The organism is Bacterioplanes sp. CLAM21 (assembly GCF_059641015.1).
On the sequence record NZ_CM184929.1, the window covers coordinates 1,778,597 to 1,803,460 of the forward strand.

Sequence of the window (24,864 nt, forward strand, 5' to 3'; positions counted from 1 at the left end):
CATCAGCAGCAAGAGCAGGCCAATAATAATTGAGACAACAATAAGGCTGAGTATCAGAGTCATGGTGGCCAGTGTAATCTCAGTGCAGAAAAGGAGTCGACAGTGTCAGCGCAAAAAGCAGTAATGACGGAAGAAATAGCATGCGGTCAACGATATCGTTTGGGTGTGCTGACGTTAAATAAAGCCAGTGCAATGAATGCCGTCGATTTAGCTATGGTCGGCATGATTGGTGAAGCGCTGGAGCGTTGGCAGAACGACCATAATATTGTGGCTGTGTTGTTGCGCGGGGCGGGCGATAAGGCCTTTTGCGCTGGCGGAGATATTCGCCAGCTATACGACAGCATGCAGGCTAAAGGTAAACAGCGCTACCGTTATGCCGATGCATTTTTTGCTGGAGAATATGGCAAAAATTACCGTGTCCATCAGTTTACCAAACCATTAATTGCCTGGGGGCAGGGCTTTGTGATGGGCGGTGGTTTGGGACTATTTATTGGTGCCAATCACCGTATTGGTTGTCATTCTCTCAAGTTAGCCTGGCCTGAAGTGCGCATCGGTTTATTTCCCGATGTTGCTGCTAGCTATTACTTGGCACGTTTGCCTTACCCAATGGGACATTGGATGGCCCTAAGTGGCAGTCATATCAATGCTGCTGATGCTCGACAGCTGGCGTTAACGCAATACACCTTGGCCGATGATGCCTGGCCAGAATTGCTGTCGTCGTTGCAGCAACTGGCGTGGGGCGATAATCGCGCCATGAACCACTTCCAGGTTCGTACCTTGTTGCGTGCTATGACAAACGAAGAGGGCATCGAGAGCCATTGGCAGGCGGTGTCGCAGGATTTGAACGAATTATTTGGTGATTCGCTGGCGTCATTGGGCGAAGAGCCACTGACACTGTTGGATCAACGTTTGCGTCACTACCAAAGTGACAATGTTTGGCTGCAGCAGGGGCTGGATAATTATCGTCAGGGTTGTCCAGCGACGGCAGCGCTGATTATGCAGCAATTACAGCGTGGTGCCCTGATGAGCTTAAAAGAAGTGGTGCAGTGGGAACTGGTACTGGCCTACCAAGCCGTGCGTCATCCTGACTTTGCTGAAGGCATTCGAGCCATGGTGATCGACAAAGACAACCAGCCACAGTGGCAACACGCCAAAGCTGCAGACGTGCCAGCCAGCTGGCTGACAGAATTAACCCAGTCGCCTTGGAGTGATGACAAGCATCCTTTGGCGCAGCTCTAAGCCGTATTTAATCTATTAAGCAACTCAACGAAGTCGGCACGGCTGTTATTGCCATTTTGACTGAATGGCCAGGCTGTCCCATGTTTGCATGGCTTTGCCGGCCTCATCAGGAGCAATATCGAGGCGCTGTAAAATGGCGCAGCTAGGCCACTCTTCGATGTCGTTATGGGCCAGGTAAAAACTGGCCAAGGCAACGATGTCGAGTAAACGCTCGTCACTTTGATGCTCTGGCGGCTGATCCAGATACAAGGCCGGATCACTGAGATCGTTGCGAATCATAGGTACCGATTGCAACAGAGGCGGGAACTGCCAGTGTTGAAGCAGCTGCTCTCCGAGTCTGGCCTGTTGTGTCAATAATTGCTCTAAATCGCCTTCTTCAGGGTGGTTGTCGTACCAGCGCAGTAGCGGTAATTCGCCAATTTGATGCAGTAAACCTGCAAGGAATGCCTCGCCAGGGCTGGCGTCCAGCTCTTTCGCCATTATGGTGCACAACGCCGCTTGCTCACTGCTGTGACGCCAGGTGTTCTCCAGCGCCTTAGAGACTTCGGGCTTTTTCGCGGAGAACAGCTGTTTTAAAGCCAGGCTGATGGACAATTGTGCGCAATAGCTCACACCCAATAAACCGATGGCGGTGGCAAGATCGGCAATATGATTGGGTCGCCCGACTAAGGGGCTGTTGCTGATGCGTACTAGGTTGGCGGCGATGGCTGGATCTTGCTCGATTTGCCGTGCCAGCGATTGTGCGGTGAGCATATCGGATTGGCTATTGCGTAAAATACTTTCGGCCACGCTGGGTAAGGTGGGCATAGCCATCTCGCCGCTTTCCAGCGCCTGGGTAATGTCATCACTGAGCTGACTCATTCGCCGCCTCCGCCGATGGCTGCATAGGTTTCGCCCTCTTCTCCCAGCGCCTGGATAATGTCATCACTGAGCTGACTCATTCGCCGCCTCCGCCTATGGCTGCATGGGTTTCGCCCACTTCTTCGCTGAGGCTGTCCCACTGAGTGATGTCATTGTCGGAGTCGAGCCCTAAACGTTGGAATGAGCCGAGCTTAGAGCTGTCGACTTCGCTCAGTGGGTGGTCGGTATCGACATAACTTTGCACGGTGGCGACCTGTACCAGATCGACGTAAGTGGCTTCTGGTGCCTGGAAGTCAAGATTAAGGTAGTTACGTGGCACCAATACCAGTTCTTCTGGAAATTCCCAACTTTTCAGAATGTAAGCACCTAACGACGGGTGTAGTTTGTCCAACACCATGTCGAGGGAATAACTGTCAGATAGCAGACCTTCATGGTGCTCGGCATAACTCAGAATGGGCAGCATGCCTATCTGATGCACTAGGCCGGCTAGCATGGCTTGGTCGGAATGTAGCTTAGTGAAGTGTTTGGCCAGCACCTGAGCGGAGGCGGCAATCTCCATCGCCCGCGACCAGCACTCTCGCATGCGCTGGTCAATGTTGTCATGGGTAGCTTGGAACATTTGCTCCATCGCCAGGCCAATGGCTAGGTTGCTGGTGAAGTTGATGCCCAAGCGGGATATGGCGGTGCTTAAGTCGGTAATCTGGCTCGATACCCGAATCAAAGGGCTGTTCGTCACCTTGATTATCCGCGCCGCCAGAGCCGGATCCTGGCCAATAACCGAGGTTAGATCTGTGATGCTGGCGTCCACATCTTCGGCGATTTCGCGAACACGAAGAGCCACCTCTGGCAAGGTGGGCAATACCAGCTCGTCGTTTTTAATCTGGGCGACTATGTCATCTTTTACCTGCTTGGCCAGATTCGTCATGCGCGGCTACATCCTTAAACGGGGGAGTTCTCTTACGCTTCTTGCTCCTGAGTATAGGCGATGGGCTGAGCACTGATGGCGTGACCATCAATATTGAGCTGGCCAGCGCTTAACGCTGTCAGGTTGATCAGGCCAAGGCCTTGCTGCTGACGCCAGCTGGCTACTTCACCCACCGATTTGCCGTTGCCATCGTTAATGTCGCTCAGTAGGTCGATATCAACAGGATGGTCGGCCTGCAGCAGGGCCAGTGCTTTTTTGGCTTTGCCCAAGTATTGCAGGCGAGCGATGATCTCCTGGCCGGTATAGCAGCCTTTGTTGAAGCTAACACCGCCGTGCTGATGCCAGTCGATATTTTGTGGAACCCAATGCTCTTGCGTTGCAGCAGTTACCCAAACTAAACCTTGTTGAATGTCTTCTGCGTGCCAGCGCTGTTCGCTACAGAGTAGATGCTCACTGAGCCAGCTTTGGGCTTCTGTTAGTGGCAGCCAGGTTTCACTGCGCTGTGGCCAGTTGAGTGTCAGTTTGTCATCTAACAGATCATCGCCAGACTGATCTTGCCAGCTGGCCAGCACACAGTAGTCGTCGCGAATCTGCAGCGATACTTTAAAAAACACGGCATACTTTTTTAAATGGCTTAGCAGTGCCTGGACTTGTTGGGCTGGTAATCGCAACCAACAGTCGTCACCCATGCGGGCGATAACAAAATTGGCCACCATGCGCCCTTTGGCGGTGCAACATGCGCCTAAGGTCCAGCGTTGATCGAGTTGACTGACGTCGCAGGTGAGCTGGCCTTGTAGGAACTTTTCGCAGTCATTGCCAGAAATCTGCAATAACGAGAACTGTGATAGCCAGGTGGCGTTGCCGCTATCGTTGGCCGATGCCGGCACAAAACCACGGTGAGTATCAATATGGCCAAAAGAGCTTAGTGTTTCTATCGCGGACATGGGGCGAATTCCTTGTATCTGCTATAGCGTGGCAATAACAGTTCGGTATTTATGGTGTTATTGGGCGTGGCGCTATTTAGTTGTAGCCTCGGATTGGTGCTGCACAGTGGATGAGCGGTTGTTCTGCAGTGCCAGCAGGCCATCATTGGCACTAGTTTACTGCAATCTATTGCCGGACATAACGCCATAGGAAATGGGGTTGTTGACTGCCTCTGTTGTCATCGCCATCGAAGGATTAAAATGGCCCTCTGTTAATGAGGAATGATGTTGTGACTGAATCAACGGAAGTAAAGCGTCTGCGCTGGCACTCGCGCCGCGGTATGTTGGAGCTGGACGTGCTGTTATTGCCCTTTGTTGAACAAGCATATGGGCAGTTAACGACTGAGCGGCAGCAGGCCTATGCGCAGCTGCTGGAATGTGAAGACAGTGATCTGTTTGCTTACTTCTTAGAGCGACAGGTGCCTGACGATACGGCGCTGGCGGATATTGTCGAGGTCGTTTTGGCCCATGCTCGCAAGGCATGAGTGGATATTAAAACCGAGTCGAATCCAGCCCAGGCTAGATGCGATGGCTTTGCTGGTCGCGCTGGCGGTGTTGTTAGCGCTGTCTTGGCGTCAACACAATCCAGTGTGGTTACTGCTGGTGCCTGCACTTTGGTGGCTGCGGCTACTCAAGGTCGCGCCGCTTTCGGCCCTTGGCTGTGATGACAATGGATGGTGGTGCTCAAGTGCAGCACAAAGGCAGTCATTTATAATTCGTAGCTCGACGGTCTGTCGGGCATCGCTGGTCAAATTACAGTATGGTCGCTGGCCTTGGCAGTACTGGCTGTTGCGGGCCGATCAGTTTCACAGCGCCGAAGACTTTAAAGCATTGAGGCGCTGTGTGTATCGGGATCTACATCATTAGGGCGTTATAGTTCGCCCAGTTCACGCAAGTATTTGGGTGTCAGTACCGTGTCGTAGGCCCTTGGCAGCGGCTGAGGGTAGTCGAGGCAATAATGCAGTCCTCGCGATTCCTTACGCAGTAGCGCCGAGCGAATAATCATATCGGCGACATCGACCAGATTACGTAACTCCAGTAGGTCGTGGCTAACACGATAGTTGCTGTAAAACTCTTCAATTTCCTGGCGTAGCAAGGTGACCCTGTGTTTGGCGCGTAGCAATCGTTTGGTGGTGCGAACGATGCCAACGTAGTCCCACATAAAGCGCCGCAGCTCATCCCAGTTGTGGGCAATGACGACGTCTTCATCCGAATCCGTGACTTGGCTGGCATCCCAATGGGGGGCGCTAGGAATGGGGTCGCTGTGATCAATGTGGTGAGCGATGTGATCTGCCGCTGAGCGAGCAAACACCAAACACTCTAATAATGAGTTGCTGGCTAAACGATTGGCACCATGCAGGCCGGTGCAGGCCGTTTCGCCAATGGCGTATAGGCCCTGAACGTCGGTTTGACCAAACTCGTCGCTGGCGACACCGCCGCAGGTGTAGTGGGCCGCCGGCACCACCGGGATGGGATCGCGGGTGATATCAATGCCCAGTTGCAAGCAGCGCTCATAAATAGTGGGGAAGTGCTCGCGAATAAAATCTGCCGGTTTATGACTGATATCGAGAAACAGACAATCAGCCCCTAGGCGCTTCATTTCATGGTCAATGGCACGGGCGACAATATCACGTGGAGCCAGCTCTGCTCGTGGATCAAACTGATGCATGAAGGGCTGGCCGTCGGGCAATAATAATCGTCCGCCTTCGCCACGTACCGCTTCAGTAATCAAGAAGGATTTAGCCTGCGGGTGATACAAACAGGTGGGATGGAACTGGTTAAATTCCATATTGACCACGCGACAGCCGGCTCGAAACGCCATGGCAATGCCATCGCCAGAGGCTCCATCTGGGTTGCTGGTATAGAGGTAGGCTTTAGATGCCCCGCCGGTTGCCAGAGCCACCGCGCGGGCGGTAATCACGTCAACCTCGCCAGTCTGGTTATTGAGGAAATAACCACCAACACAGCCATGCCCGCCAACACCCAGCTTTTCTCGGGTGATTAAATCAATGGCCATGTAGTCGTGTAGCAGTGTCAGATTGCTGCGCTCTTTGGCTCTGGCCAGTAAGGTATCTGATAAAGCGTGACCGGTTGCATCGGCGGCATGAATAATGCGACGGGCGCTGTGTCCGCCCTCTCGGGTCAGGTGATAGTCGCCGTTTTCCTGGGTAAAGGGCACTCCTTGCTCGATTAACCAGTGAATCGCGGCGGTCGAATGCTCGACGGTATAACGCACGGTGGATTCATGGCACAGGCCTGCGCCTGCGTCTAGTGTGTCGGCGACATGCGCTTCAACGCTGTCTTCTTTCGCCAGTACCGCCGCGACACCACCCTGTGCCCAGCGGGTGGAGCCTGCCTCCAATGACTCCTTACTGACCACCGCCACCTGCAGCTCTGGCGGCAGAGACAACGCCAACGTCAGGCCTGCAGCGCCACTGCCAATAATTAATACGTCAAAGGTAAAAGACTGGTTCATCCGAATTTTCGTTTGTTGAAGATGGTCGCCACTATACTGCCGCGGTTAGATCTTTGTCACTGGGGAACTATTTTAACCAGATTGGTTCTGATCGCAGGTAAGGCATTGGCCAGCGCTTGTGGTATGTTTCATCTGACGGCAGCGGCCGATGCCTTTCTACTGTAACTATGATGACGGGAGGAAAGGTGTGATGCACGCGCAAGTGGCCAGCCATGCCGGAATCAAACCAACGGACAGACACATGCCGGATGCCCAGCAGACCGACAAACAACTGGTAGCTCGTGTGCAGCGCGGAGATAAACGTGCTTTCGATCTATTGGTCATAAAATACCAACATAAAATACTGGCTTTGGTCAGTCGTTTTATTAGTGATCACGCCGAAGCGCAGGATGTGACCCAAGAAGCCTTTATCAAAGCCTATCGTGCTTTGCCTGGTTTTCGCGGTGAAAGTCAGTTTTATACCTGGCTTTATCGCATCGCGGTCAATACCGCTAAAAACTTTCTGGTTAGTCGTGGTCGTAAAACCCCAACTCAGGATATTGAACTGGATGACGCCAGCTACTTTGCTGATGAAGATCGGTTAAGGGATGTTGATACTCCAGATGCGTTAATGCAGCGTGAGCAGTTGCGAGAGGTGGTATTTTCCGCCATCGCTGAGTTGCCAGAAGAACTGCGTGTGGCGGTTACGCTGCGAGAACTCGATGGCTTGAGTTACGAAGAGATTGCCGAGGTGATGGACTGCCCAATCGGAACGGTGCGCTCGCGGATTTTCCGTGCCCGTGAAGCGATTGATAAAAAAATGCAGCCATTGTTGAACATGAGCGCCTGAGTGTTAGGTGATAACTATGCATGATCGTTTAAAAGAAACTTTATCCGCCCTGAAAGACGGGCACGCCGATGAGCTCGAGTTGCGGCGTCTATTAAACGAAATGGACAACGACCCTAGCTTGCAACAAACCTGGGCTCGTTATGAAATGATTGGCGCTGTGATGCGCGAAGAAGCGGTCAATACGGTCGATTTGTCGCGTGGAATTCGCCAGGCCATTGACGGTGAGCCAATGGACGATGTTCCTGCGCGAAGTCTGCCTCAGGTTGAAACCGTGCCAGAGGCTGGCGCGCAAGGCTGGCAGCATTGGCTGACCGGTGGTGCTGTGGCGGCGGCTGTAACCTTGGCGGTATTGCTGGGTGTACGCCTAGACAGTGAGCAGCAGCCTTTGGTGGCTGAAAATGCCTTGCCGGTATCGCAGTCTGAGTCGATTGCTCCATCAGGACCTTCGGTGGTAACCGATGCCCCGGCTTCGCCAGCAGAGCTGCAGGTGGCCAGTCAGTTGCAGGCTGAGTTGCCGGAGGCGCAACGCAAGTTGCAGGAATATGTGCTGCAGCATACCGAGCATGCTGCGCTGAATACCGGCCGTGGCATGATGCCGTTTGCTCGTGTGGCCAGCTTTGGCGAGCCTGAGCAAACACAAAAATCATCGGGAGCGTCACCGCAGTGAACTACCTGTTGGGCTGCTGGCTGTTGCTGGCAGCAAGCTTGGTGTCTGCCGAGGATGCGCGTAGTTGGCTTGATCGTATGTCCCACGCTTTTAAGGAACAAAGCTATCAAGGGGTGTTGATCTATGGCGATGCTCGGCGCTGGGAAACCATGGCCGTCAGTCATGCCGTGCACGACAATACAGAATACGAGAAACTGCAGCACCTGACTGGAGAGCCGCGTGAGGTGATTCGCCGAGGTCATGCCATTAGCTGTACTCATCCCGGTGACCATGCGGTGCGATTGGGCGGTACGGCCAGTAATCCACTGGCGTTGGATGCCTGGAGAAAGCTGGGCGATATCGAGGGTTGGTATCGACTCAGCCTAGCGGGCCAGGATCGTATCGCTGGGCGTGCCGCACAGATAGTGCGGGTCATTCCAAAAGATCAGCACCGCTTTGGTTATGACTTATGGCTGGATGAAAAAACGGCCTTACTGCTGCGCTCAGATCTGGTGCGCCACGACGGTACCGTACTGGAACGTTTGCAATTTGCCCAAATCGACACGGATGTAAATCCGTCTATTGACGACTTTGAGCCTCAGCAGGCTCATCATCATGTGGCCAAGCATTTGGATGACAATGGTACGGGCGTCGTCGATAAGGATGTTGCCACTTGGTTGCCTGCTTGGCTGCCGTCGGGGTTTGCGCAAGTCAACAGTGAACCCTCTAGTAGCGATAATGAGGCCCATGTTGCTACTGTGATGTATACCGATGGACTGGCTGCGGTGAGCATTTTTGTTGATCAAACTAACCGTGATGGTGGTGCTTTACAGCGCCAGTGGGGTGCGACCTCTGCCGTCGTTCGTACTCTGGTGGTGCAAGATACGCCGTATCGCATCACAGTGGTGGGCGAAGTGCCAATGGTGACGGCGCAGCGCATTGCCCACTCAGTTCATCCGCTAGAACGGATCGGAGAGTCGTCATGAGCGTTGAATCAGCTCAGATCGTTGCGGTTGAACCACAGGGTGTCTGGGTGGAAGCGGTACAGCGCAGTGCTTGTCAGGCCTGCCAAGCCAAGTCTGGCTGTGGCCAGAGGACCTTGTCTGAGTTAGGACGACCGATGAAATTATGGATTTCAACGTCGCAGCATCGCTTTCAGGTGGGTGATCAGGTAACTATCGAACTTCCTCGCGGTGGCGTTGCCAAAAGTGCGCTGGTGGCATATGGCATTCCGCTACTGTTGTTTGTGCTGGCAGCGACCCTATTTAGTGCTTGGGGTGAGTTGGCCAGTATCGTTGCGTCGATGCTGGCATTGTTAGCGGGATTTCTGATAGCTCGGGTGATCAGTCGGCGCTTTGCCAAAAATTGGACACCCAGAATTACAACTTCACAGTTTGATTAGATGAAGCAAAACGCTTCACAGTGATGACAGAGGGACTTCAATGACATCAATTAAATCCTATTCCTCATTCATGACGGCAGTGCTGGCACTGTTGTGTGTTTTAAGTTTGCCAGCTCAGGCATCGCTGCCGGATTTTCGTGATCTGGTGAAAGAAACATCGCCCGCAGTGGTGAATATTTCCACCGTACAGCATAACTCTGGGGCGATGAATCGGTATGGCATGCCCGACGATGTGCCTGAAATATTTCGCCATTTTTTTGGTGCGCCGATGCCACGAGGTCAGCAAGAACAGTCTTCGTTGGGATCCGGTTTTATTGTCTCTAAAGACGGTTATATCTTAACCAATAATCATGTGGTGCAGGGCGCAGATGAAATTTTAGTGCGCTTAAACGACCGCCGTGAACTGGATGCTACGTTAATTGGCGCCGATCCCAGCTCCGATTTGGCGCTGTTAAAAGTAGACGCTGACGATCTGCCTACCGTTGAATTAGGCGACTCTGATCGGTTAGAGGTCGGTGAGTGGGTGGTGGCTATAGGTTCTCCCTTTGGTTTTGATTATTCGGTAACGGCAGGCATTGTGAGTGCCAAAGGTCGCAGCTTGCCGCGCGAAAATTATGTGCCTTTTATTCAAACCGATGTGGCCATTAATCCAGGCAACTCAGGTGGCCCGCTATTTAATCTCGATGGTGAAGTGGTGGGTATTAATTCGCAAATTTATACCCGCTCTGGTGGCTTTATGGGTGTGTCTTTTGCCATTCCTATCAATGTTGCTATGAATGTGGCTGACCAGCTTAAAGAGCGTGGCAAAGTGAGTCGCGGTTGGCTGGGTGTTGTCATTCAAGAAGTTAATAAAGACTTGGCTGAGTCCTTTGGTCTGGATAAGGCTGCGGGTGCATTGGTGGCGCAAGTGGTACCAGGTAGTCCGGCAGAAGAGGCTGGCTTGGAGAATGGCGACATCATCACCCACTTTAATGGCAACGCTATTCAGTTGTCGTCGGATCTGCCTCACCAGGTGGGCCGAGTGAAGCCTGGCAGCGAGGCTGAGATACGCATAGTGCGCAATGGCAAGCGTAAAGATATTGAGGTTGAAATTGGCGTGTTACCTGACGGCGATGTGGCTGAACTGAGCAGTGATCCACAGCAGCAAAGCAGTAATCGCCTTGGTGTGACGGTGGCCGAATTGACCGATGCTCAGCGTAAACGTTATGGCGATGGTGTGGTCATTAAGCAAGTGCAGCGCGGCGCAGCCGCTATGGCGGGCATGGTCAATGGAGATATCGTTACCATGCTGAATGGAGAGGCCATTCGCTCGGTGGAGGACTTCCGTCGGGTGGTGAAGGCCCTGCCAGAAGGGCGCAGTGTACCTGTCAGGATTGTGCGCCGCGGATCGGCCATGTTCTTGCCGCTTCAGATACCCAAATAACCTGCCTGGTCGCCACCTCGGTGGCGACTACATAGCCATTTGGCTGGCTTTGCAGTAGAATTCCGGCCCATTTCAATCAACGTCGGATTACTCTGTGAGCCAGCTGGACCACATTCGCAACTTCTCCATCATTGCCCACATTGATCATGGCAAGTCGACCTTGTCTGATCGTTTCATCCAGGTCTGCGGCGGTCTGAGTGATCGCGAGATGCAAGAACAAGTACTGGATTCCATGGACATCGAGCGTGAGCGTGGTATCACGATCAAGGCGCAGAGTGTCACCCTGGATTACACCGCGCGTGACGGCAAAACCTATCAGCTCAACTTCATTGATACCCCGGGGCACGTAGACTTCAGCTATGAAGTATCGCGCTCGCTGGCGGCCTGTGAAGGAGCCTTGCTGGTGGTCGACGCTGCCCAGGGCGTCGAGGCACAGTCGGTGGCTAACTGTTATACCGCCATCGATATGGGCCTTGAAGTACGTCCTGTTCTGAACAAGATGGACTTGCCGCAGGCCGATCCGGATAAGGTCGCGCAAGAAATTGAAGACATTATCGGCATTGATGCGCTAGAAGCGGTGCGTTGTAGCGCCAAGAGCGGGCTGAATATCGAAGATGTGCTGGAAGATCTGGTAGAGCACATTCCAGCCCCGGAAGGGGACCCAGATGCGCCGCTGCAAGCACTGATCATTGATTCCTGGTTCGACCCTTACTTGGGTGTGGTGTCGCTGATTCGTGTCAAGAATGGCCGTATTGAGAAAGGCGATAAGATTCACATCAAATCAACTGGCCGTGATCATGGCGCTGATGGTGTTGGTATCTTTACCCCTAAGCGTAAAGAAACAGGCGTATTGTCCACCGGTGAGGTGGGCTACTTGGTGGCTGGTATTAAAGACATCCACGGTGCGCCGGTGGGTGACACCATTGTCGCAGCCAAACACAAAGACAGCGATGCCTTGCCCGGTTTTCAGAAGGTAAAACCTCAGGTTTATGCTGGTCTGTTCCCGGTCAGCTCTGACGATTATGAAAACTTCCGTGATGCGCTGGAAAAACTGTCGCTAAACGATGCGTCGCTGTTTTATGAGCCAGAATCGTCAGATGCGTTAGGATTTGGTTTCCGTTGTGGCTTCTTGGGAATGCTGCACATGGAGATCATCCAAGAGCGATTAGAACGTGAATATGACCTTGATTTGATTACTACCGCGCCGACCGTGGTGTACGAAGTGATCACCAAAAAAGGCGAATTGATGAAGGTCGACAATCCGTCAAAATTGCCGGATGTGGGCAGCATCGAAGAAATGCGAGAGCCGATCTGCGAAGCCAACATTCTGGTGCCGGAAGAGTACCTGGGTAATGTGATTTCTCTGTGTGTCGAAAAGCGTGGCGTGCAGGTGGATATGCAGTACACCGGCAGTCAGGTATCGCTGCGCTATGAGTTACCTATGGCGGAAGTGGTTATGGACTTCTTTGATCGTATTAAGTCCGCTAGTCGTGGTTTTGCCTCCCTCGACTACAACTTTGTTCGTTTTCAAGAAGCACCTCTGCTACGTTTGGATGTATTGGTCAATGGCGATCGAGTTGATGCACTGGCGGTGATTATGCACCGTGATAACGTGCGTCGCCGTGGTGCCGCCTTGACTGAAAAGATGAAAGAGCTGATTCCTCGTCAGATGTTTGACGTAGCCATTCAGGCGGCGGTCGGAAATCAGGTGGTAGCACGCACGAATGTGAAGGCGTTACGCAAAAATGTGACGGCAAAGTGCTACGGTGGTGATGTCAGCCGTAAGAAAAAACTGCTGCAGAAACAAAAAGAAGGCAAAAAGCGAATGAAGCAGATTGGTAGTGTGGAAATTCCACAGTCTGCCTTCCTCGCGGTACTACAGGTGAAAGAATGATGATAACAAAACAACGTGGCATTTCTCTGCCGGTCGTATTGCTAATAGCTGTTATCGGTTTATTAGTAATCCGCACTGGCATGGCGCTGGTGCCTATGTACGTAGATGACGCCATGCTACAACAGATTTTGCAGAAAATTGAGCAGAATGGTGAAGTTGACGGAAAAACGACTAATCGTGATATTCGGCGGTTGTTGGAAGATAGGCTTGACTTTAACCGCCTGCAAATCCCAATTGATACGTTGGAAATACAGCGTACCCGTGATCGTATCACTCTTAGTTGGCCCTATGAGCGCCGTGATAATGTTGTTGCCAATATCGATTTGGTGGCACGCTTTCAGCACGAGATGGTGTTCGACCGGTGAATGATCCTTTGTTAAAACTGGGTCAGCGCCTGGGTTACTCGTTTCAGGATGAAAAACTCGCGCATCTGGCCCTAACCCACCGCAGTAAAGGTGGTAAGAATAACGAACGCCTGGAGTTTCTGGGCGATTCTATCTTAAGTCTTATCATTTCTGATGCTCTGTTTAAACGTTTTCCGCAAGCGAAAGAAGGCAAGTTAACGCGCTTACGCTCGCAGTTGGTACGTGGTAAAACCCTGGCTTCTATCGCCCGAGAGTTTGAGCTGGGTGAATTTTTGATTCTTGGCAGCAGTGTGATTAAAAGTGGAGAGCATAGACGCGAATCCATTCTCGCGGATACGGTCGAAGCGCTAATTGGTGCAATCTATCTTGAGGGTGGTTTGGAATCTACTCGCGAGGTCGTGCTGGCTTGGTATCAGAGCCGGTTGCAAAACCTGAGTTTGGAAGATCCGGTAAAAGACGCCAAAACACGTCTGCAAGAATATCAGCAAAAGCATCGTTTACGTTTACCTATTTACGATGTGCAGTCTGTTGTTGGTCCCACCAATGAACAGGTGTTTACTGTGAGCTGCAGTGTGCCTGAGCTGGCAGATCCATTGGTTGCAAAAGGCAATAGCCGGCGTCACGCTGAGCAGGCAGCCGCCGAATTAGTATTAGAGCAGTTAGGTCTGCATGGGCGAGAAGAAGCATGAGCGAGCGCAGCGGTTTTGTTGCTATTGTAGGCCGTCCCAATGTGGGCAAATCTACACTGTTGAACCGGATATTGGGTCAAAAACTATCTATTACCTCGCGTAAGCCGCAAACCACCCGTCATCAGGTTGTTGGCATTAAAACCGAAGATGATGTACAGGTAGTGTATGTGGATACGCCAGGGATTCACCGCAATCATGATAAAGCCATTAATCGCTATATGAATCGAGCGGCGACAACGGCGGTTAAAGACGTTGATCTGGTGGTGATGCTGGTGGATCGTATGCGCTGGACGGATGAAGACGAGATGGTGCTAAAAACCATTAAGCAGCAGCGTGCTCCCATTGTTTTGGCGGTCAATAAAGTCGACTTTGTACGTGAAAAAGAAGAGCTCTTGCCCTATTTGCAGGAGTTGAATGAGCGTCATCCGTTTGAACAAATCGTGCCTTTAAGTGCTAAGACTGGCCATAATGTCGATCGCTTAGAGCAATTGATTGCTAGTTTTATGCCGCAAAGCATGCACTTTTATCCCGAAGATCAGATTACCGATCGCAGTTCACGCTTTTTAGCGGCAGAGCTGGTGCGGGAAAAAATAATGCGTCAGTTAGGTGATGAGTTGCCTTACTCTATGACGGTGGAAATTGAAGAGTTTTCCCATGATGGGCGGATATTGGAAATCAGCGCTTTAATCTTGGTGGAGCGTTCGTCACAAAAACGCATTGTGATCGGTGACGGTGGCTATCGTTTGAAGCGTATTGGCGAAGAGGCACGCAAAGACATGGAACTGTTATTTGATAGCAAGGTCATGCTGAATTTGTGGGTCAAGGTAAAATCCAATTGGTCGGACGATGAACGTGCTCTGCGTAGCTTGGGGTACGACGATCAGTGAAGTCTTTCTGGCTGTTGCAAAAGCAGCCATGGCGTGAACAGGAGTGGCTGCTGGAGCTGTTTAGTCGTGATCAAGGACGGCTATGGGTCAGCAGCCGCAGTGGCGCCGATCAATTGATTCTGTACCAAGGTGATTGGAGCGAGGGCCGTGATTGGCCAAAATTGCCGCTGTTGCAATCACGTTGGTGCGGTGACTGGTCTGATGCTCAATTGGCTTGTGGCTGTTATCTCACTGAATTATTGGCGCAACTGCTCCCCAGTGGTGAGCCACTACCTGAGTTGTTTGATGTTTACAGTCAAGCATTGACCCATCTGGCTGGCGGCAGTCTTCCTTCCCCTTGGTTACGGCTGTTTGAGCAGCGGTTGTTACACGCGCTGGGCTATGGCTTTAGCTGGACCGAAGATGTGCATGGCTGGCCGATCGAGCCCGATAACTATTATCTTTTCGCTGCACCTGACGGTTGGCAAAAGGTGCCTGTTCACCATGCCTATGCCTATGCCGTTGCTGGATCCTGGTTGTTAGAATTTGCTGCGGGTTCACATCGGCCTGAACTATGGCAAATGGCTAAAAAAGCCTTGCAGGCGGCGTTGCAATTCTATTTGCAACGTCCATTGATCAGCTCCTATTTACGTGCCGCATTTAGTTAAAAGGGAAATATCCATGAAAAACCCTCATCGCGTCCTGCTGGGCGTCAATATCGATCATGTCGCGACCTTACGTCAGGCCCGGGGTACCCGTTACCCAGATCCCGTCATGGCGGCCATGTTGGCAGAGCAGGCGGGTGCTGATGGCATTACCATCCATCCACGTGAAGATCGCCGTCATATCCAGACCCGTGATGTCTACGTGCTGAAAGAAACCCTGACCACTCGCATGAATTTGGAAATGGCGATTACTGAAGAGATGCTGGCACTGGCGGAAGAGGTAGAGCCTGAGGCGTGTTGTTTGGTGCCAGAAAAGCGTGAGGAGCTGACGACCGAAGGCGGTTTGGATGTGGCGTCACAGCAAGCTCAGGTAGCCGATGCCGTAGCTCGGTTGCACGCTTTTGGCAGTGAGGTTTCGCTGTTTATCGATCCGGATGAACGTCAAATTGACGCCGTCTTGGCAGCTAAAGCTCCTGTTATAGAGCTGCATACCGGCGCTTACGCCAGTGCCACTACCGAAGCTAAGCAACAGCAAGAACTGCAGCGACTGGTGCAGGCCGCCGCTTACGCTCGGCGCTGCGGACTGATCGTTAACGCTGGCCATGGTCTGCATATGCACAATGTTGAGCCGGTGGTGGCCATTGAGGGCATGAATGAGCTTAACATTGGTCATGCCTTGATTGCTCAAGCGGTCTTTGTCGGTTTGCCTAAGGCTGTAGCGGACATGCGTGCACTGTTGCAGCGTCCATGATTGACCTGGCGCAGCATGCGGGTGTGGTCGGTATCGGCACGGACTTGCTCGATAGCCAGCGCATGCTGGCTGCCTGGCAGCGCCGTGGCGACCGTTTAATTGAACGCTTTTTGACTCCGGCAGAGCAAGCTCTATGGCAGCAGCGAGGCCAGGCGATTAACTTCGTTGCCAAGCAGTTTGCTGCCAAAGAAGCCTTAGCCAAGGCGCTAGGTACTGGCATTGCCAAAGGCATCGGTTTTCAGCAGTTAGAGGTGCTGCGGGATCAGCAGGGAGCGCCGAGCGTTCAACTCTTTGGCGCCGCCGAGCAGCGCTTACAGCAATTGGGTGGTCGCAGTGCTTGGGTCAGTTTGTCAGACGAAGGCGATTGGGTATTGGCCTTTGCTCTGCTGTCGCGCTGAAGCAGTTAGTCGCTGCTAAAGGGTATCCACGGGCACCAGCAGTGAGCGCCAATCATGGCTCTGGGCCCATTGCTGCAAGCTGTCGATTTGCTGCATGCAGTGCTTCATGTGTTGCGGTAGCTCGTTATAGCGTTTGGCTTTGATACAGGTCTCAAACTGGTCGAGGGCATGGCGTAAACAAGGCACGCCACAGTAGCGGGTGGCACCGTGCAGACGATGTACCGCGGCCAGCAGGCCGTCATAGTCTTCATTTTCCCATTGTTCGACGATGGCCGCGGTGTCTTTAGGCAAGGAACTAAGCAGCATGTCGAACATTTCTTCGGCCAGCTCTGGTCGGTTGCTGGTGACTTGTAAGGCCGCTGCGATGTCCATGACGCAGTTCTGATCACTCTTAACCGGCGGTTTGTCGATGCCTTGCTTAGCAGAATAACGGGTCCATTGGGCTATGCTGTCGGCCAGCTGGCGCTGACTGATGGGTTTGGTTTGATAATCATTGAGCCCAGCCTTGAGCAATGCTTCCTTTTCATCGCTCATCGCGTGTGCCGTGAGGGCTATGATCGGCAGTCGTGATTTGCCAGGCAGTTTACGTATGGCTTGGCTGGCCTCTAGGCCATTCATACCCGGCATTTGAATGTCCATAAAGACCATATCGACATTGTGTTGCAGGCATTGCTCAATGGCGCCGTGGCCAGATGTGGCCGATAAGGTTTTCACCCCCAACTCTTGCAGCAGGGTCACCACTAGCTTCAGATTGGCGTCGTTGTCATCGACGGCCAGTACCGTCGGCGGCGGCACATGAGCTTTCTGAGCCCCGGGTTCTCCATCCGAGAGCGGTTCAGCTTCTATGACGTCGCCATTCAATATGCGGCATAAAGCGGCTTGCAATTTGCGATGTGAAAACGGGTTGCTTAACGCCGTGTGCGCACCCGAGTTTTCCAGCAGCTCAAGGTCGCTGGCCTGAAAGCTATTGATCAGCGCTATGATGGGCATCGTGCTATGAGATAGGGGTGGCAGCTGCTTGCCACGTTCACACGACATAATAATGGCATCAATATGCTGAGGTGGCTGTGGGCCGAGCCATTGCTGTAGCTGCTCTTTGTCAGCAATATCAATCACCGCAATTTGCCACTGTTGCAGCAGGTTGCTGATGTTGATGCGACTCAAACTATGGGGTTCATATAGCGCTACACACGGTGCTGAGGTAAAGGACTCGGGCATGGGTTCATCGGCCAGATCAATGCCGATATGGAACGTAAATGTGCTGCCACTGCCGGGCTCGCTGTGCACCTGAATATCGCCATGCATAGCCTCAACCAGAGCTCGAGCGATAATGAGCCCAAGGCCGGTGCCACCAAATTTCCGTGCGGTGCTGGAGTCCGCCTGGCTAAAGGCTTGGAATAAGCGTTTGGTTTGTTGCTCATCCATGCCGATGCCGGTGTCTTGAATCACAAACTGCAGCGTAGCGCGTTGAGGTTCAAGGCTGATCAAAGATACCTGTAAGGTGACATTGCCACGTTCAGTAAATTTGATGGCGTTATTGACCAAATTGCTCAGAATTTGTTTTAGCCTCAAGGCATCGCCTGTGAGACAGATGGGCACATCTGAATACACCAAATGATAGAGCTCGATATTTTTGTTCTGGGCTTGTGGGCCCAAGCGTGTCATTACATCATCGATAACATCACGCAGAATAAAGGCTTCACGCTCCAGCGACAGTTTGCCGGCAGTGATTTTTGAAATATCGAGTATATCGTCGATGATGCGCATTAGATCGTCGGAAGAGCGCTGAATGGTGTTGAGAAAATCTTGCTGGTGTGGACTTAACGGCGTGCGTGCCAGCACGTCACTGAAGCCAATGATGCCATTCAACGGCGTGCGAATCTCATGGCTGACGTTGGCTAGAAACTCAGATTTTACCCGGCTAGCTTCCAGTGCCCGGCTGCGGTCGATGGCCAGCTCGTGGTTGCGTACCTCCAGCTCATCCAAGGTTTCCTGCAGGTCAGTGGTGGTTTGCTCAAGGCTTTGCTGATATTCACGATGGGCGCGCTGTAAAGCGCTGGCGAGAGAGTTGATGCCCGATGACAGCAGCTGGTATTCACTGCCGTTGTCTATGTGCACGCGAGTATCGAGTTCGCCATCTTCTACCTTGCCAATGGCTTCGACCATGTTAGTGAGGGGTGATGCTATGCGCCGGCTTATGTGCAGTGCCACTAACAAACAGCCAATCAGGCAGATGACAACAATGCTCAGTGCGGTGGCCAAATGCTGGTACTTCGCCAAGCGGGTATTGGTGGTGGCCAGCTCCAGCTCAGCCCAGCCTAATAACTTTGGCGGCGCCGTTTCGGTTTCGGCGTAGAACTGATCCGACAGTTGATCGGGTATCACCAGGTGCTCAGCATACACCGGGGCCCTTACCCGGATGGAGCCTTCGGTGCGCAGCAGCTGCAGTTGCTCGCCGCTGAGTTCGGTGCTGCCCATGCGCTCGGTGAGCATCTTAGGGCCGGCGTGGGCCAGCATCTTGATATCCTGGTTGTAGATACTAACAGCTCTGACATCACGTTCTTCCAGCATGCTGTTGGCGATGTTTTGCAGTATGCCGGCATTGCCCGTCATCACCCCGTATTCGCATGTCGGCGCGAGCTGATTGGCCATGGCTAAGGCGCGCTGCGTTAGCAGGTCGTCGAGGGCGTGGCTGCGGTCATAGACAAAAAAGCCGCCCAATAACAGCGACACCAGAATGCCTGGCAGCAGTGCCAGTAAAAGAATCTGGTTTTGAATACTCCACTGTTTCATATAAAGGGCGTTACCGGCTGACTGCTTAGGAAAGTTAGATTATCGACACTCTTTAGGCGGGGCAATGGCGCCGTTAGTCGTGTGCAGCTAAATGGCTAGCATTATTAACTCGACTCTCAGTATAAGCAAAGACGCAATCGCTATTACGTTTTTGCTATTGGCCTGGGTATGATGCGCGCAATTGAGAGAAACAATAAGGCACGGTTGTGACAGTAAACTATCCGACAATCGCCGACTGTGTTGGCAATACTCCGCTAGTACGTTTGCAGCGAATGCTGCCGGTAGACTCCAGCAACACCGTTCTGCTGAAACTTGAGGGCAATAATCCCGCCGGCTCGGTCAAAGATCGCCCAGCGTTATCGATGATTCAGCGCGCCCAGCAGCGTGGGGATATCGCCCCGGGGGATACCTTAATTGAAGCCACCAGTGGCAATACTGGTATTGCTTTAGCCATGGCCGCAGCGATTATGGGCTATCGCATGATTCTTATCATGCCAGATAATGCCACTATGGAACGCCGCTGGGCGATGGAGGCCTATGGCGCTGAGCTGATTTTGGTTAGCAGTGAGCAGGGCATGGAAGGCGCGCGTGATCTGGCGCTTGAGATGCAGCAGCAAGGGCAGGGAAAGGTGCTTAATCAGTTTGGTAACAGTGATAACCCAGAAGCGCACTACCGTGGCACAGGGCCAGAGTTGTGGCAACAAACCGCTGGACGCATCAGCCATTTTGTCAGTTCGATGGGGACCACAGGTACCATCATGGGCACCTCACGTTACTTAAAAGAACAGAATGCTGATGTTCAAATTATTGGTTTACAACCGGCTGAAGGCGCCTCCATTCCCGGTATTCGGCGTTGGCCTCAAGCCTATTTGCCGACCATCTACGACGATCATTTTGTTGATCAGGTGTTGGATATCAGTCAGCAAGAAGCAGAACAGACCATGCGTAGACTGGCACGTGAAGAAGGTATCTTCTGTGGTGTATCGTCGGGCGGTAGTGTGGCGGGTGCTTTGCGCCTGGCGCAAACTTTAGAGAACGCCACCATTGTTTGCATCATTTGCGACCGTGGAGATCGTTACCTGTCGTCAGGGGTGTTTGCTCCACAGCAATGACAAATTAGTCAATTCGCGTCATGCAACAGACTGTCTCGGTTACCAAAGGGCTCTTGAAAAGGCCGGACAGATCCCAATAATGCCCGCTGCCGTGACTTTTTGCCGGTGACTAGCATGATAAGAGGATAACTGTGTGACTCAAATAACGCCCCGCCTGATGACGTTACAGGTCGATAACCTGACTTCCGAAGGGCTGGGCGTCGCCCGTCGTGGGCGTGAAGTCTATTTTGTTCCCGGGGCATTGCCTGGTGAAACCGTCGAGGTACAGCTAGGCCAACGACGCAAGAAGGTTTGTTACACCGAGCTGAAACGTGTCATCGAGCCCAGCCCGCATCGCATCGAGCCTGAATGCCCACATTTTAACCGCTGCGGCGGTTGTCAGCTGCAACATCTTAGCTATGAGCAACAAGTACAGGCCAAGCAGGTTCGGGTGCAGCGTGAATTCACTCGCGCCGGTGTTGAGGTGGAAGATTGGCAACCAGCACTGACGGCATCGCCCTGGCGCTATCGCCGCAAAGCCCGTATCGGTGTGCGTTTTAGCAAAGAAAAGCAGCGCGTTTACATTGGTTTTCGCGAAGCAGGCTCACAACACTTGAGTGACATTGATGCCTGCCCGGTCCTGATACCCCATCCCATGTTGGACTGGTCGCGCTGGCGTCACTTTCTGACCCAGTGGCCGCGACGGGCGGAATTGACCCAAATTGAGGTGCTGCAAGCCGATAACGCCCTGGCACTGACCCTGCGCTTGCTTAAACCGTTAGATGCCGACAGTGAGCAACAATTACGGGCATTTACCGACACACAAACCAACGCTTTGCCGGTACAGTGGTGGCTGAAGTACGACAAGCACGCCGCGCCAGAGCCATTGCAGGCAGATTATCCGGCCCTCGAGCACAGTGTTGATGGTCACCCGCTGCGTCTACAACCCGATGACTTTATTCAGGTGAACCGTGATATCAATATCGCCATGGTGGCGCAGGCCATGGACTGGTTACAGCCTAGGGCGGGAGAGACGATTGCCGACCTGTTTGCCGGCCATGGTAATTTTTCTATGGCATTGGCGCGGCGTGGTAGCAAGGTAGTCGCAGTGGAAGGGCAAGCCGAGATGGTCTCAAGCTTGCAACAGCAAGCGCACTTGTCTGATTTGACTATTGAGGCGCAAATGGCAGATTTGTCTGAATTGTCTTCACTCGCTGATCTTCCGCAGTGCGATGCTGTGCTGCTAGATCCACCCCGGGCCGGGGCGGAAGCGGTCATAAAACACTTGTTAGACAAATCTGTGCAGCGCATTCTTTACGTAGCCTGCGACGCTGCTACGCTGAGTCGTGATTTGGGCAGCCTGGTAGCAGGGGGTTACCGGGTAACACGCGCAGGTATTATGGATATGTTTCCACACACCCATCATGTGGAAACCATGGTGTTACTAACCAGGGTGGGGAAATAGTTATGGTTAAAGTACGTGAGGACCATCCGCTACTGCATGATGGCTCATTAGATGTCGAACGCTGGTTAGAGGGTGTACAGCAGGCCCAGGATGTCAAAGATCCTGAGCGTTTGCGCGAGGCGCTGCTACTGGCCAAGCAGCTATCGGATGAAGCCATTGCCAATCGTACTTACTGGTCCATCGACAGTGCGCAAATGGGCATTGAGATGGCCCACGTACTGCTGGATTTGCGCCTGGATACTGACTCTATCGTCGCAGCCATTCTCTATCGCGCGGTGCGTGAGGGACGTGTGGCGTTGCAAAAAGTCGAGCGTCAGTTTGGTGCTGAAGTGGCGGGCCTTATTGAAGGCGTGCTGCGGATGGCCGCCATTAGTGCCATTCAAAACTCCACCGCAGACAGTGTGTTAGGCCAACGCGAAGCTCAGGTGGATAACCTGCGTAAAATGCTGGTAGCCATGATCGACGATGTGCGAGTGGCGCTGATCAAACTGGCTGAACGCACATCAGCGATTCGTGCAGTAAAAGACGCTCCGGAAGACAAACGCCGCAAAGTCGCTGATGAAGTGTTTAGCATTTATGCGCCTTTGGCCCACCGGCTGGGCATTGGTCATTTAAAGTGGGAGCTGGAGGATTTGTCCTTCCGCTATCTGCAGCCCGAAGCCTATAAGCAAATCGCCTCCTTGCTGGATGAAAAGCGCATCGCACGGCAGCAATATATCGAGCAAGCCGTGCAGCGCTTACGTGATGAATTGCTGGCAGCAGGGATAAAATGCGATGTCTACGGTCGCGCCAAGCATATCTACAGTATCTGGCGCAAAATGAGCCGCAAAAATCTCGATTTTTCACAGATTTATGACATCCGTGCGGTGCGTATTCTGGTGCCAGAGTTACGAGATTGTTATGCCGCCCTAGGCATAGTGCATTCTTTATGGCGCCATATCCCCCATGAATTTGACGACTACATAGCGAACCCCAAAGAAAATGGTTATCGCTCACTGCATACGGCAGTGATTGATACCGAAGGCAAAATTCTTGAAGTGCAAATCCGTACCCATTCGATGCATGAAGATGCCGAGTTAGGGGTATGTGCTCATTGGCTCTATAAAGGCACCGACACCAGCGCCAAAGACCAAGGTTACGAGCAAAAAATTGCTTGGCTGCGGCAAGTATTAGAGTGGCACGAAGAGTTGGATGATTTACCAGAGCTGGCCGGTGAATTCCGCTCGGACATTAATCCTGATCGGATTTATGTATTTACTCCGGATGGTCACGTAGTGGATTTGCCGCCCAAGGCTACGCCTGTTGATTTTGCCTATCGGGTACATACAGAGGTCGGCAATAAATGTCGTGGCGCCAAGGTCAATGGCCGTATTGTGCCTTTAACCTACTTGTTGAAAACCGGTGAGCAGGTAGAAATTTTGACCAGCGCCAATGCCCACCCAAGCCGTGATTGGCTATATCCGGATGCCGGTTATCTGCATACCACCCGGGCTCGCGCCAAGGTGACCCATTGGTTTAAACGCCAGGCCCGCGATCAGAATATCGACGAAGGGCGGCAGATGGTTCTGCGTGAATTAGACCGCTTGGACCTGGCCGATGAAGCGCTGCAGCCGGTGGCGGAAAAAATGAACATGAAATCCATTGATGACATGTATGCTGCCGTCGGAGCAGGCGATCTGCGTCTGGGCCAGATAGTGCACCAAGTACTGCAACAAGTCGATCAGCGCCAGCCAGCACCGATGGATCAGCAAGAATTGCCGCTGCTGCGTCGTACGTCACCGCCCAAACGCCAGGATGATGGTGGCAACGATATCTTTATCGAAGGGGTGGGCAACCTGTTGACGCAAATGGCCAACTGCTGTTCGCCAGTGCCTGGTGACGATATTCGAGGTTACATCACTAAAGGCCGTGGCGTAGTGGTACATCGTAGTGACTGCGACAACTTATTGCACCTCAGTGCACATGAGCCGGAGCGAATTTTACAAGTGAGCTGGGGCGAAGAGCCTTCTAATCATTATCCGGTCGATATGAAAATATCGGCCTACGATCGTACCGGTTTGTTGCGTGACGTTAGTGCTTTGTTGGCGAATGAGCGCATTAATGTTCTGTCGGTAAATACGCAAACCAATCGGAATGACAATACCGCTTTGATGAGTTTAACCGTCGAGGTAGATAGCTTGGAGCATTTTGCCCGCCTTATGAATAAGATTGACCAATTGCCGAATGTGATTTCGGCACGTCGTGTACGCGGAGGTTTGTAGTGGCGTATCAGCTGAATGATTTGCTCTATTGCATGGCAAGGTTGCGCGACCCTCAAACGGGCTGTCCGTGGGATTTAAAGCAAGACTTTCACACCATTTTGCCTCACACGCTAGAAGAAGCTTATGAAGTGGCCGATGCTATTGAGCAGCAAAACTGGCCTCACCTGGAAGAAGAGTTGGGCGATTTGCTGTTTCAGGTTATTTTTTATGGCCAGTTGGGACAGGAGCGCAGTTATTTTAATGTCGCTAGCATCATCGATAAGCTGGTAACTAAACTGGTTCGCCGTCATCCTCACGTATTTCCGCAAGGTACCCTTGAAAGTGAGCGCAGTGCTGATAACTGTCCGCAAGAGGCCGATATCGCTCGCAGCTGGGATGCTATCAAGCAGCAAGAAAAGCCCACCGCAAAAACGTCTTTATTAGCCGATGTTCCAGTGGCCTTGCCAGCGCTACAGCGCTCGGTAAAACTGCAAAAAAAGGCCAGCAAGGTGGGGTTTGACTGGCCGGATGTCGAAGGCGTGGTGGATAAAATCCATGAAGAGCTGCAGGAAGTAAAAGATGAACTGCAGCTGCGTGATTCTGAGCGTTTGCAGCACGAAATTGGCGATTTGTTGTTTGCTGTAACGAATCTAGCCCGACACCTCGACGTTGATGTGGAAGCAGCGCTGCGCGGTTGTAATCAGCGATTTGTCCAGCGTTTTAACATTGTAGAACAATCTATTGAACAGCAGGGTGGCTGGCAAACGGCAACGGCTGAGCAAATGGAACAGGCTTGGCAGCAAGCTAAACGTCAACTGGCTAAATAATTCTTCTCTCGCCCACTGCCACAGTCAGGCAGTGTG

At 52.5% G+C, this 24,864-nt stretch carries 24 protein-coding genes; 19 read left to right on the plus strand and 5 right to left on the minus strand.

Annotated elements, in window-relative coordinates:
• Positions 1 to 102 precede the first annotated feature (102 nt).
• Positions 103 to 1,239, plus strand: coding sequence for an enoyl-CoA hydratase/isomerase family protein (locus tag AC55FS_RS08260; RefSeq protein WP_496935602.1), 1,137 nt, complete (start codon positions 103 to 105; stop codon positions 1,237 to 1,239).
• A gap of 45 nt (positions 1,240 to 1,284) precedes the next feature.
• On the opposite strand, the gene AC55FS_RS08265 is transcribed toward AC55FS_RS08260, so the two are convergent.
• The 3 genes from AC55FS_RS08265 to ygfZ all read right to left on the minus strand — a co-directional run bounded on the left by AC55FS_RS08265 (position 1,285) and on the right by ygfZ (position 3,969).
• Positions 1,285 to 2,100 (minus strand): HDOD domain-containing protein, encoded by an 816-nt coding sequence (locus AC55FS_RS08265; RefSeq protein WP_496935603.1) that lies wholly within the window; start codon positions 2,098 to 2,100, stop codon positions 1,285 to 1,287.
• Between the two features lie 76 nt (positions 2,101 to 2,176).
• On the minus strand, positions 2,177 to 3,025 hold the full coding sequence (locus AC55FS_RS08270; protein ID WP_496935604.1) for an HDOD domain-containing protein: 849 nt from the start codon (positions 3,023 to 3,025) through the stop codon (positions 2,177 to 2,179).
• Between the two features lie 32 nt (positions 3,026 to 3,057).
• Positions 3,058 to 3,969 (minus strand): CAF17-like 4Fe-4S cluster assembly/insertion protein YgfZ, encoded by a 912-nt coding sequence (ygfZ, locus tag AC55FS_RS08275; protein ID WP_496935605.1) that lies wholly within the window; start codon positions 3,967 to 3,969, stop codon positions 3,058 to 3,060.
• Positions 3,970 to 4,238: 269 nt separating this feature from the next.
• On the opposite strand from ygfZ, the gene AC55FS_RS08280 reads away from it, so the two are divergent.
• Positions 4,239 to 4,493: an FAD assembly factor SdhE gene (locus AC55FS_RS08280; RefSeq protein WP_496935606.1), complete on the plus strand. Its 255-nt coding sequence runs from the start codon at positions 4,239 to 4,241 to the stop codon at positions 4,491 to 4,493.
• Between the two features lie 43 nt (positions 4,494 to 4,536).
• Positions 4,537 to 4,875, plus strand: a complete 339-nt coding sequence (locus AC55FS_RS08285; protein WP_496935607.1) for a hypothetical protein — start codon at positions 4,537 to 4,539, stop codon at positions 4,873 to 4,875.
• Positions 4,876 to 4,879: 4 nt separating this feature from the next.
• Here the strand turns inward: AC55FS_RS08285 and nadB are convergent, their stop codons facing one another.
• Positions 4,880 to 6,484, minus strand: coding sequence for an L-aspartate oxidase (nadB, locus tag AC55FS_RS08290; RefSeq protein WP_496935608.1), 1,605 nt, complete (start codon positions 6,482 to 6,484; stop codon positions 4,880 to 4,882).
• Positions 6,485 to 6,725: 241 nt separating this feature from the next.
• On the opposite strand from nadB, the gene rpoE reads away from it, so the two are divergent.
• The 12 genes from rpoE (at position 6,726) to acpS (ending at position 16,412) form a co-directional block, all read left to right on the plus strand.
• The gene (rpoE, locus tag AC55FS_RS08295; RefSeq protein ID WP_496935959.1) at positions 6,726 to 7,313 is read left to right on the plus strand and encodes an RNA polymerase sigma factor RpoE; all 588 of its coding nucleotides are present in this window, start codon (positions 6,726 to 6,728) and stop codon (positions 7,311 to 7,313) included.
• Positions 7,314 to 7,329: 16 nt separating this feature from the next.
• Entirely contained in the window at positions 7,330 to 7,980 is a 651-nt protein-coding gene (locus AC55FS_RS08300) for a sigma-E factor negative regulatory protein (RefSeq protein WP_496935609.1), read from the plus strand.
• Complete coding sequence (locus AC55FS_RS08305; RefSeq protein WP_496935610.1) at positions 7,977 to 8,945, plus strand: MucB/RseB C-terminal domain-containing protein; 969 nt, start codon at positions 7,977 to 7,979, stop codon at positions 8,943 to 8,945. Before AC55FS_RS08300 ends, AC55FS_RS08305 begins: the two co-directional genes overlap by 4 nt.
• Positions 8,942 to 9,361, plus strand: a complete 420-nt coding sequence (locus tag AC55FS_RS08310; protein WP_496935611.1) for a SoxR reducing system RseC family protein — start codon at positions 8,942 to 8,944, stop codon at positions 9,359 to 9,361. Before AC55FS_RS08305 ends, AC55FS_RS08310 begins: the two co-directional genes overlap by 4 nt.
• A 40-nt stretch (positions 9,362 to 9,401) precedes the next feature.
• Entirely contained in the window at positions 9,402 to 10,784 is a 1,383-nt protein-coding gene (locus AC55FS_RS08315) for a DegQ family serine endoprotease (RefSeq protein WP_496935612.1), read from the plus strand.
• A gap of 94 nt (positions 10,785 to 10,878) precedes the next feature.
• A complete protein-coding gene (gene lepA, locus AC55FS_RS08320; RefSeq protein ID WP_496935613.1) occupies positions 10,879 to 12,678 on the plus strand; it encodes a translation elongation factor 4 in 1,800 nt (599 codons plus the stop codon).
• A complete protein-coding gene (locus AC55FS_RS08325) occupies positions 12,675 to 13,043 on the plus strand; it encodes a DUF4845 domain-containing protein (protein ID WP_496935614.1) in 369 nt (122 codons plus the stop codon). Before lepA ends, AC55FS_RS08325 begins: the two co-directional genes overlap by 4 nt.
• Positions 13,040 to 13,732 carry a ribonuclease III gene (gene rnc, locus AC55FS_RS08330; protein WP_496935615.1) on the plus strand — a complete coding sequence of 231 codons (693 nt, stop codon included), beginning with the start codon at positions 13,040 to 13,042 and terminating at the stop codon, positions 13,730 to 13,732. The genes AC55FS_RS08325 and rnc overlap by 4 nt, the downstream gene beginning before the upstream one ends.
• Positions 13,729 to 14,619 (plus strand): GTPase Era, encoded by an 891-nt coding sequence (era, locus tag AC55FS_RS08335; RefSeq protein ID WP_496935616.1) that lies wholly within the window; start codon positions 13,729 to 13,731, stop codon positions 14,617 to 14,619. Before rnc ends, era begins: the two co-directional genes overlap by 4 nt.
• Positions 14,616 to 15,266 carry a DNA repair protein RecO gene (gene recO, locus AC55FS_RS08340; RefSeq protein WP_496935617.1) on the plus strand — a complete coding sequence of 217 codons (651 nt, stop codon included), beginning with the start codon at positions 14,616 to 14,618 and terminating at the stop codon, positions 15,264 to 15,266. The genes era and recO overlap by 4 nt, the downstream gene beginning before the upstream one ends.
• A 13-nt stretch (positions 15,267 to 15,279) precedes the next feature.
• Positions 15,280 to 16,014 carry a pyridoxine 5'-phosphate synthase gene (gene pdxJ / locus AC55FS_RS08345; RefSeq protein WP_496935618.1) on the plus strand — a complete coding sequence of 245 codons (735 nt, stop codon included), beginning with the start codon at positions 15,280 to 15,282 and terminating at the stop codon, positions 16,012 to 16,014.
• On the plus strand, positions 16,011 to 16,412 hold the full coding sequence (gene acpS / locus AC55FS_RS08350; RefSeq protein WP_496935619.1) for a holo-ACP synthase: 402 nt from the start codon (positions 16,011 to 16,013) through the stop codon (positions 16,410 to 16,412). The genes pdxJ and acpS overlap by 4 nt, the downstream gene beginning before the upstream one ends.
• A 15-nt stretch (positions 16,413 to 16,427) precedes the next feature.
• Here acpS and AC55FS_RS08355 read toward each other — a convergent pair whose 3' ends face one another.
• Complete coding sequence (locus tag AC55FS_RS08355) at positions 16,428 to 19,205, minus strand: ATP-binding protein (RefSeq protein ID WP_496935620.1); 2,778 nt, start codon at positions 19,203 to 19,205, stop codon at positions 16,428 to 16,430.
• A gap of 206 nt (positions 19,206 to 19,411) precedes the next feature.
• Between AC55FS_RS08355 and cysM the strand changes: the two genes are divergently transcribed.
• The 4 genes from cysM to mazG all read left to right on the plus strand — a co-directional run bounded on the left by cysM (position 19,412) and on the right by mazG (position 24,828).
• Entirely contained in the window at positions 19,412 to 20,317 is a 906-nt protein-coding gene (cysM, locus tag AC55FS_RS08360; RefSeq protein WP_496935621.1) for a cysteine synthase CysM, read from the plus strand.
• A 133-nt stretch (positions 20,318 to 20,450) separates the two neighbouring features.
• Positions 20,451 to 21,761, plus strand: a complete 1,311-nt coding sequence (locus tag AC55FS_RS08365; RefSeq protein ID WP_496935622.1) for an RsmD family RNA methyltransferase — start codon at positions 20,451 to 20,453, stop codon at positions 21,759 to 21,761.
• 2 nt (positions 21,762 to 21,763) lie between these two features.
• On the plus strand, positions 21,764 to 24,022 hold the full coding sequence (relA, locus tag AC55FS_RS08370; RefSeq protein ID WP_496935623.1) for a GTP diphosphokinase: 2,259 nt from the start codon (positions 21,764 to 21,766) through the stop codon (positions 24,020 to 24,022).
• Complete coding sequence (gene mazG / locus AC55FS_RS08375) at positions 24,022 to 24,828, plus strand: nucleoside triphosphate pyrophosphohydrolase (protein WP_496935624.1); 807 nt, start codon at positions 24,022 to 24,024, stop codon at positions 24,826 to 24,828. Before relA ends, mazG begins: the two co-directional genes overlap by 1 nt.
• Positions 24,829 to 24,864 lie beyond the last annotated feature (36 nt).

What these genes read in the sequence shown, in the direction of transcription:
- AC55FS_RS08265 (WP_496935603.1), bottom strand. Translation starts at nt 2,100, where the DNA reads ATGAGTCAGCTCAGTGATGACATTACCCAGGCGCTGGAAAGCGGCGAG.
- ygfZ (WP_496935605.1), bottom strand. Translation starts at nt 3,969, where the DNA reads ATGTCCGCGATAGAAACACTAAGCTCTTTTGGCCATATTGATACTCAC.
- AC55FS_RS08270 (WP_496935604.1), bottom strand. Translation starts at nt 3,025, where the DNA reads ATGACGAATCTGGCCAAGCAGGTAAAAGATGACATAGTCGCCCAGATT.
- AC55FS_RS08315 (WP_496935612.1), top strand. Translation starts at nt 9,402, where the DNA reads ATGACATCAATTAAATCCTATTCCTCATTCATGACGGCAGTGCTGGCA.
- acpS (WP_496935619.1), top strand. Translation starts at nt 16,011, where the DNA reads ATGATTGACCTGGCGCAGCATGCGGGTGTGGTCGGTATCGGCACGGAC.
- AC55FS_RS08285 (WP_496935607.1), top strand. Translation starts at nt 4,537, where the DNA reads ATGGCTTTGCTGGTCGCGCTGGCGGTGTTGTTAGCGCTGTCTTGGCGT.
- AC55FS_RS08325 (WP_496935614.1), top strand. Translation starts at nt 12,675, where the DNA reads ATGATGATAACAAAACAACGTGGCATTTCTCTGCCGGTCGTATTGCTA.
- AC55FS_RS08300 (WP_496935609.1), top strand. Translation starts at nt 7,330, where the DNA reads ATGCATGATCGTTTAAAAGAAACTTTATCCGCCCTGAAAGACGGGCAC.
- nadB (WP_496935608.1), bottom strand. Translation starts at nt 6,484, where the DNA reads ATGAACCAGTCTTTTACCTTTGACGTATTAATTATTGGCAGTGGCGCT.
- relA (WP_496935623.1), top strand. Translation starts at nt 21,764, where the DNA reads ATGGTTAAAGTACGTGAGGACCATCCGCTACTGCATGATGGCTCATTA.
- AC55FS_RS08355 (WP_496935620.1), bottom strand. Translation starts at nt 19,205, where the DNA reads ATGAAACAGTGGAGTATTCAAAACCAGATTCTTTTACTGGCACTGCTG.
- pdxJ (WP_496935618.1), top strand. Translation starts at nt 15,280, where the DNA reads ATGAAAAACCCTCATCGCGTCCTGCTGGGCGTCAATATCGATCATGTC.
- AC55FS_RS08310 (WP_496935611.1), top strand. Translation starts at nt 8,942, where the DNA reads ATGAGCGTTGAATCAGCTCAGATCGTTGCGGTTGAACCACAGGGTGTC.
- era (WP_496935616.1), top strand. Translation starts at nt 13,729, where the DNA reads ATGAGCGAGCGCAGCGGTTTTGTTGCTATTGTAGGCCGTCCCAATGTG.
- rpoE (WP_496935959.1), top strand. Translation starts at nt 6,726, where the DNA reads ATGCCGGATGCCCAGCAGACCGACAAACAACTGGTAGCTCGTGTGCAG.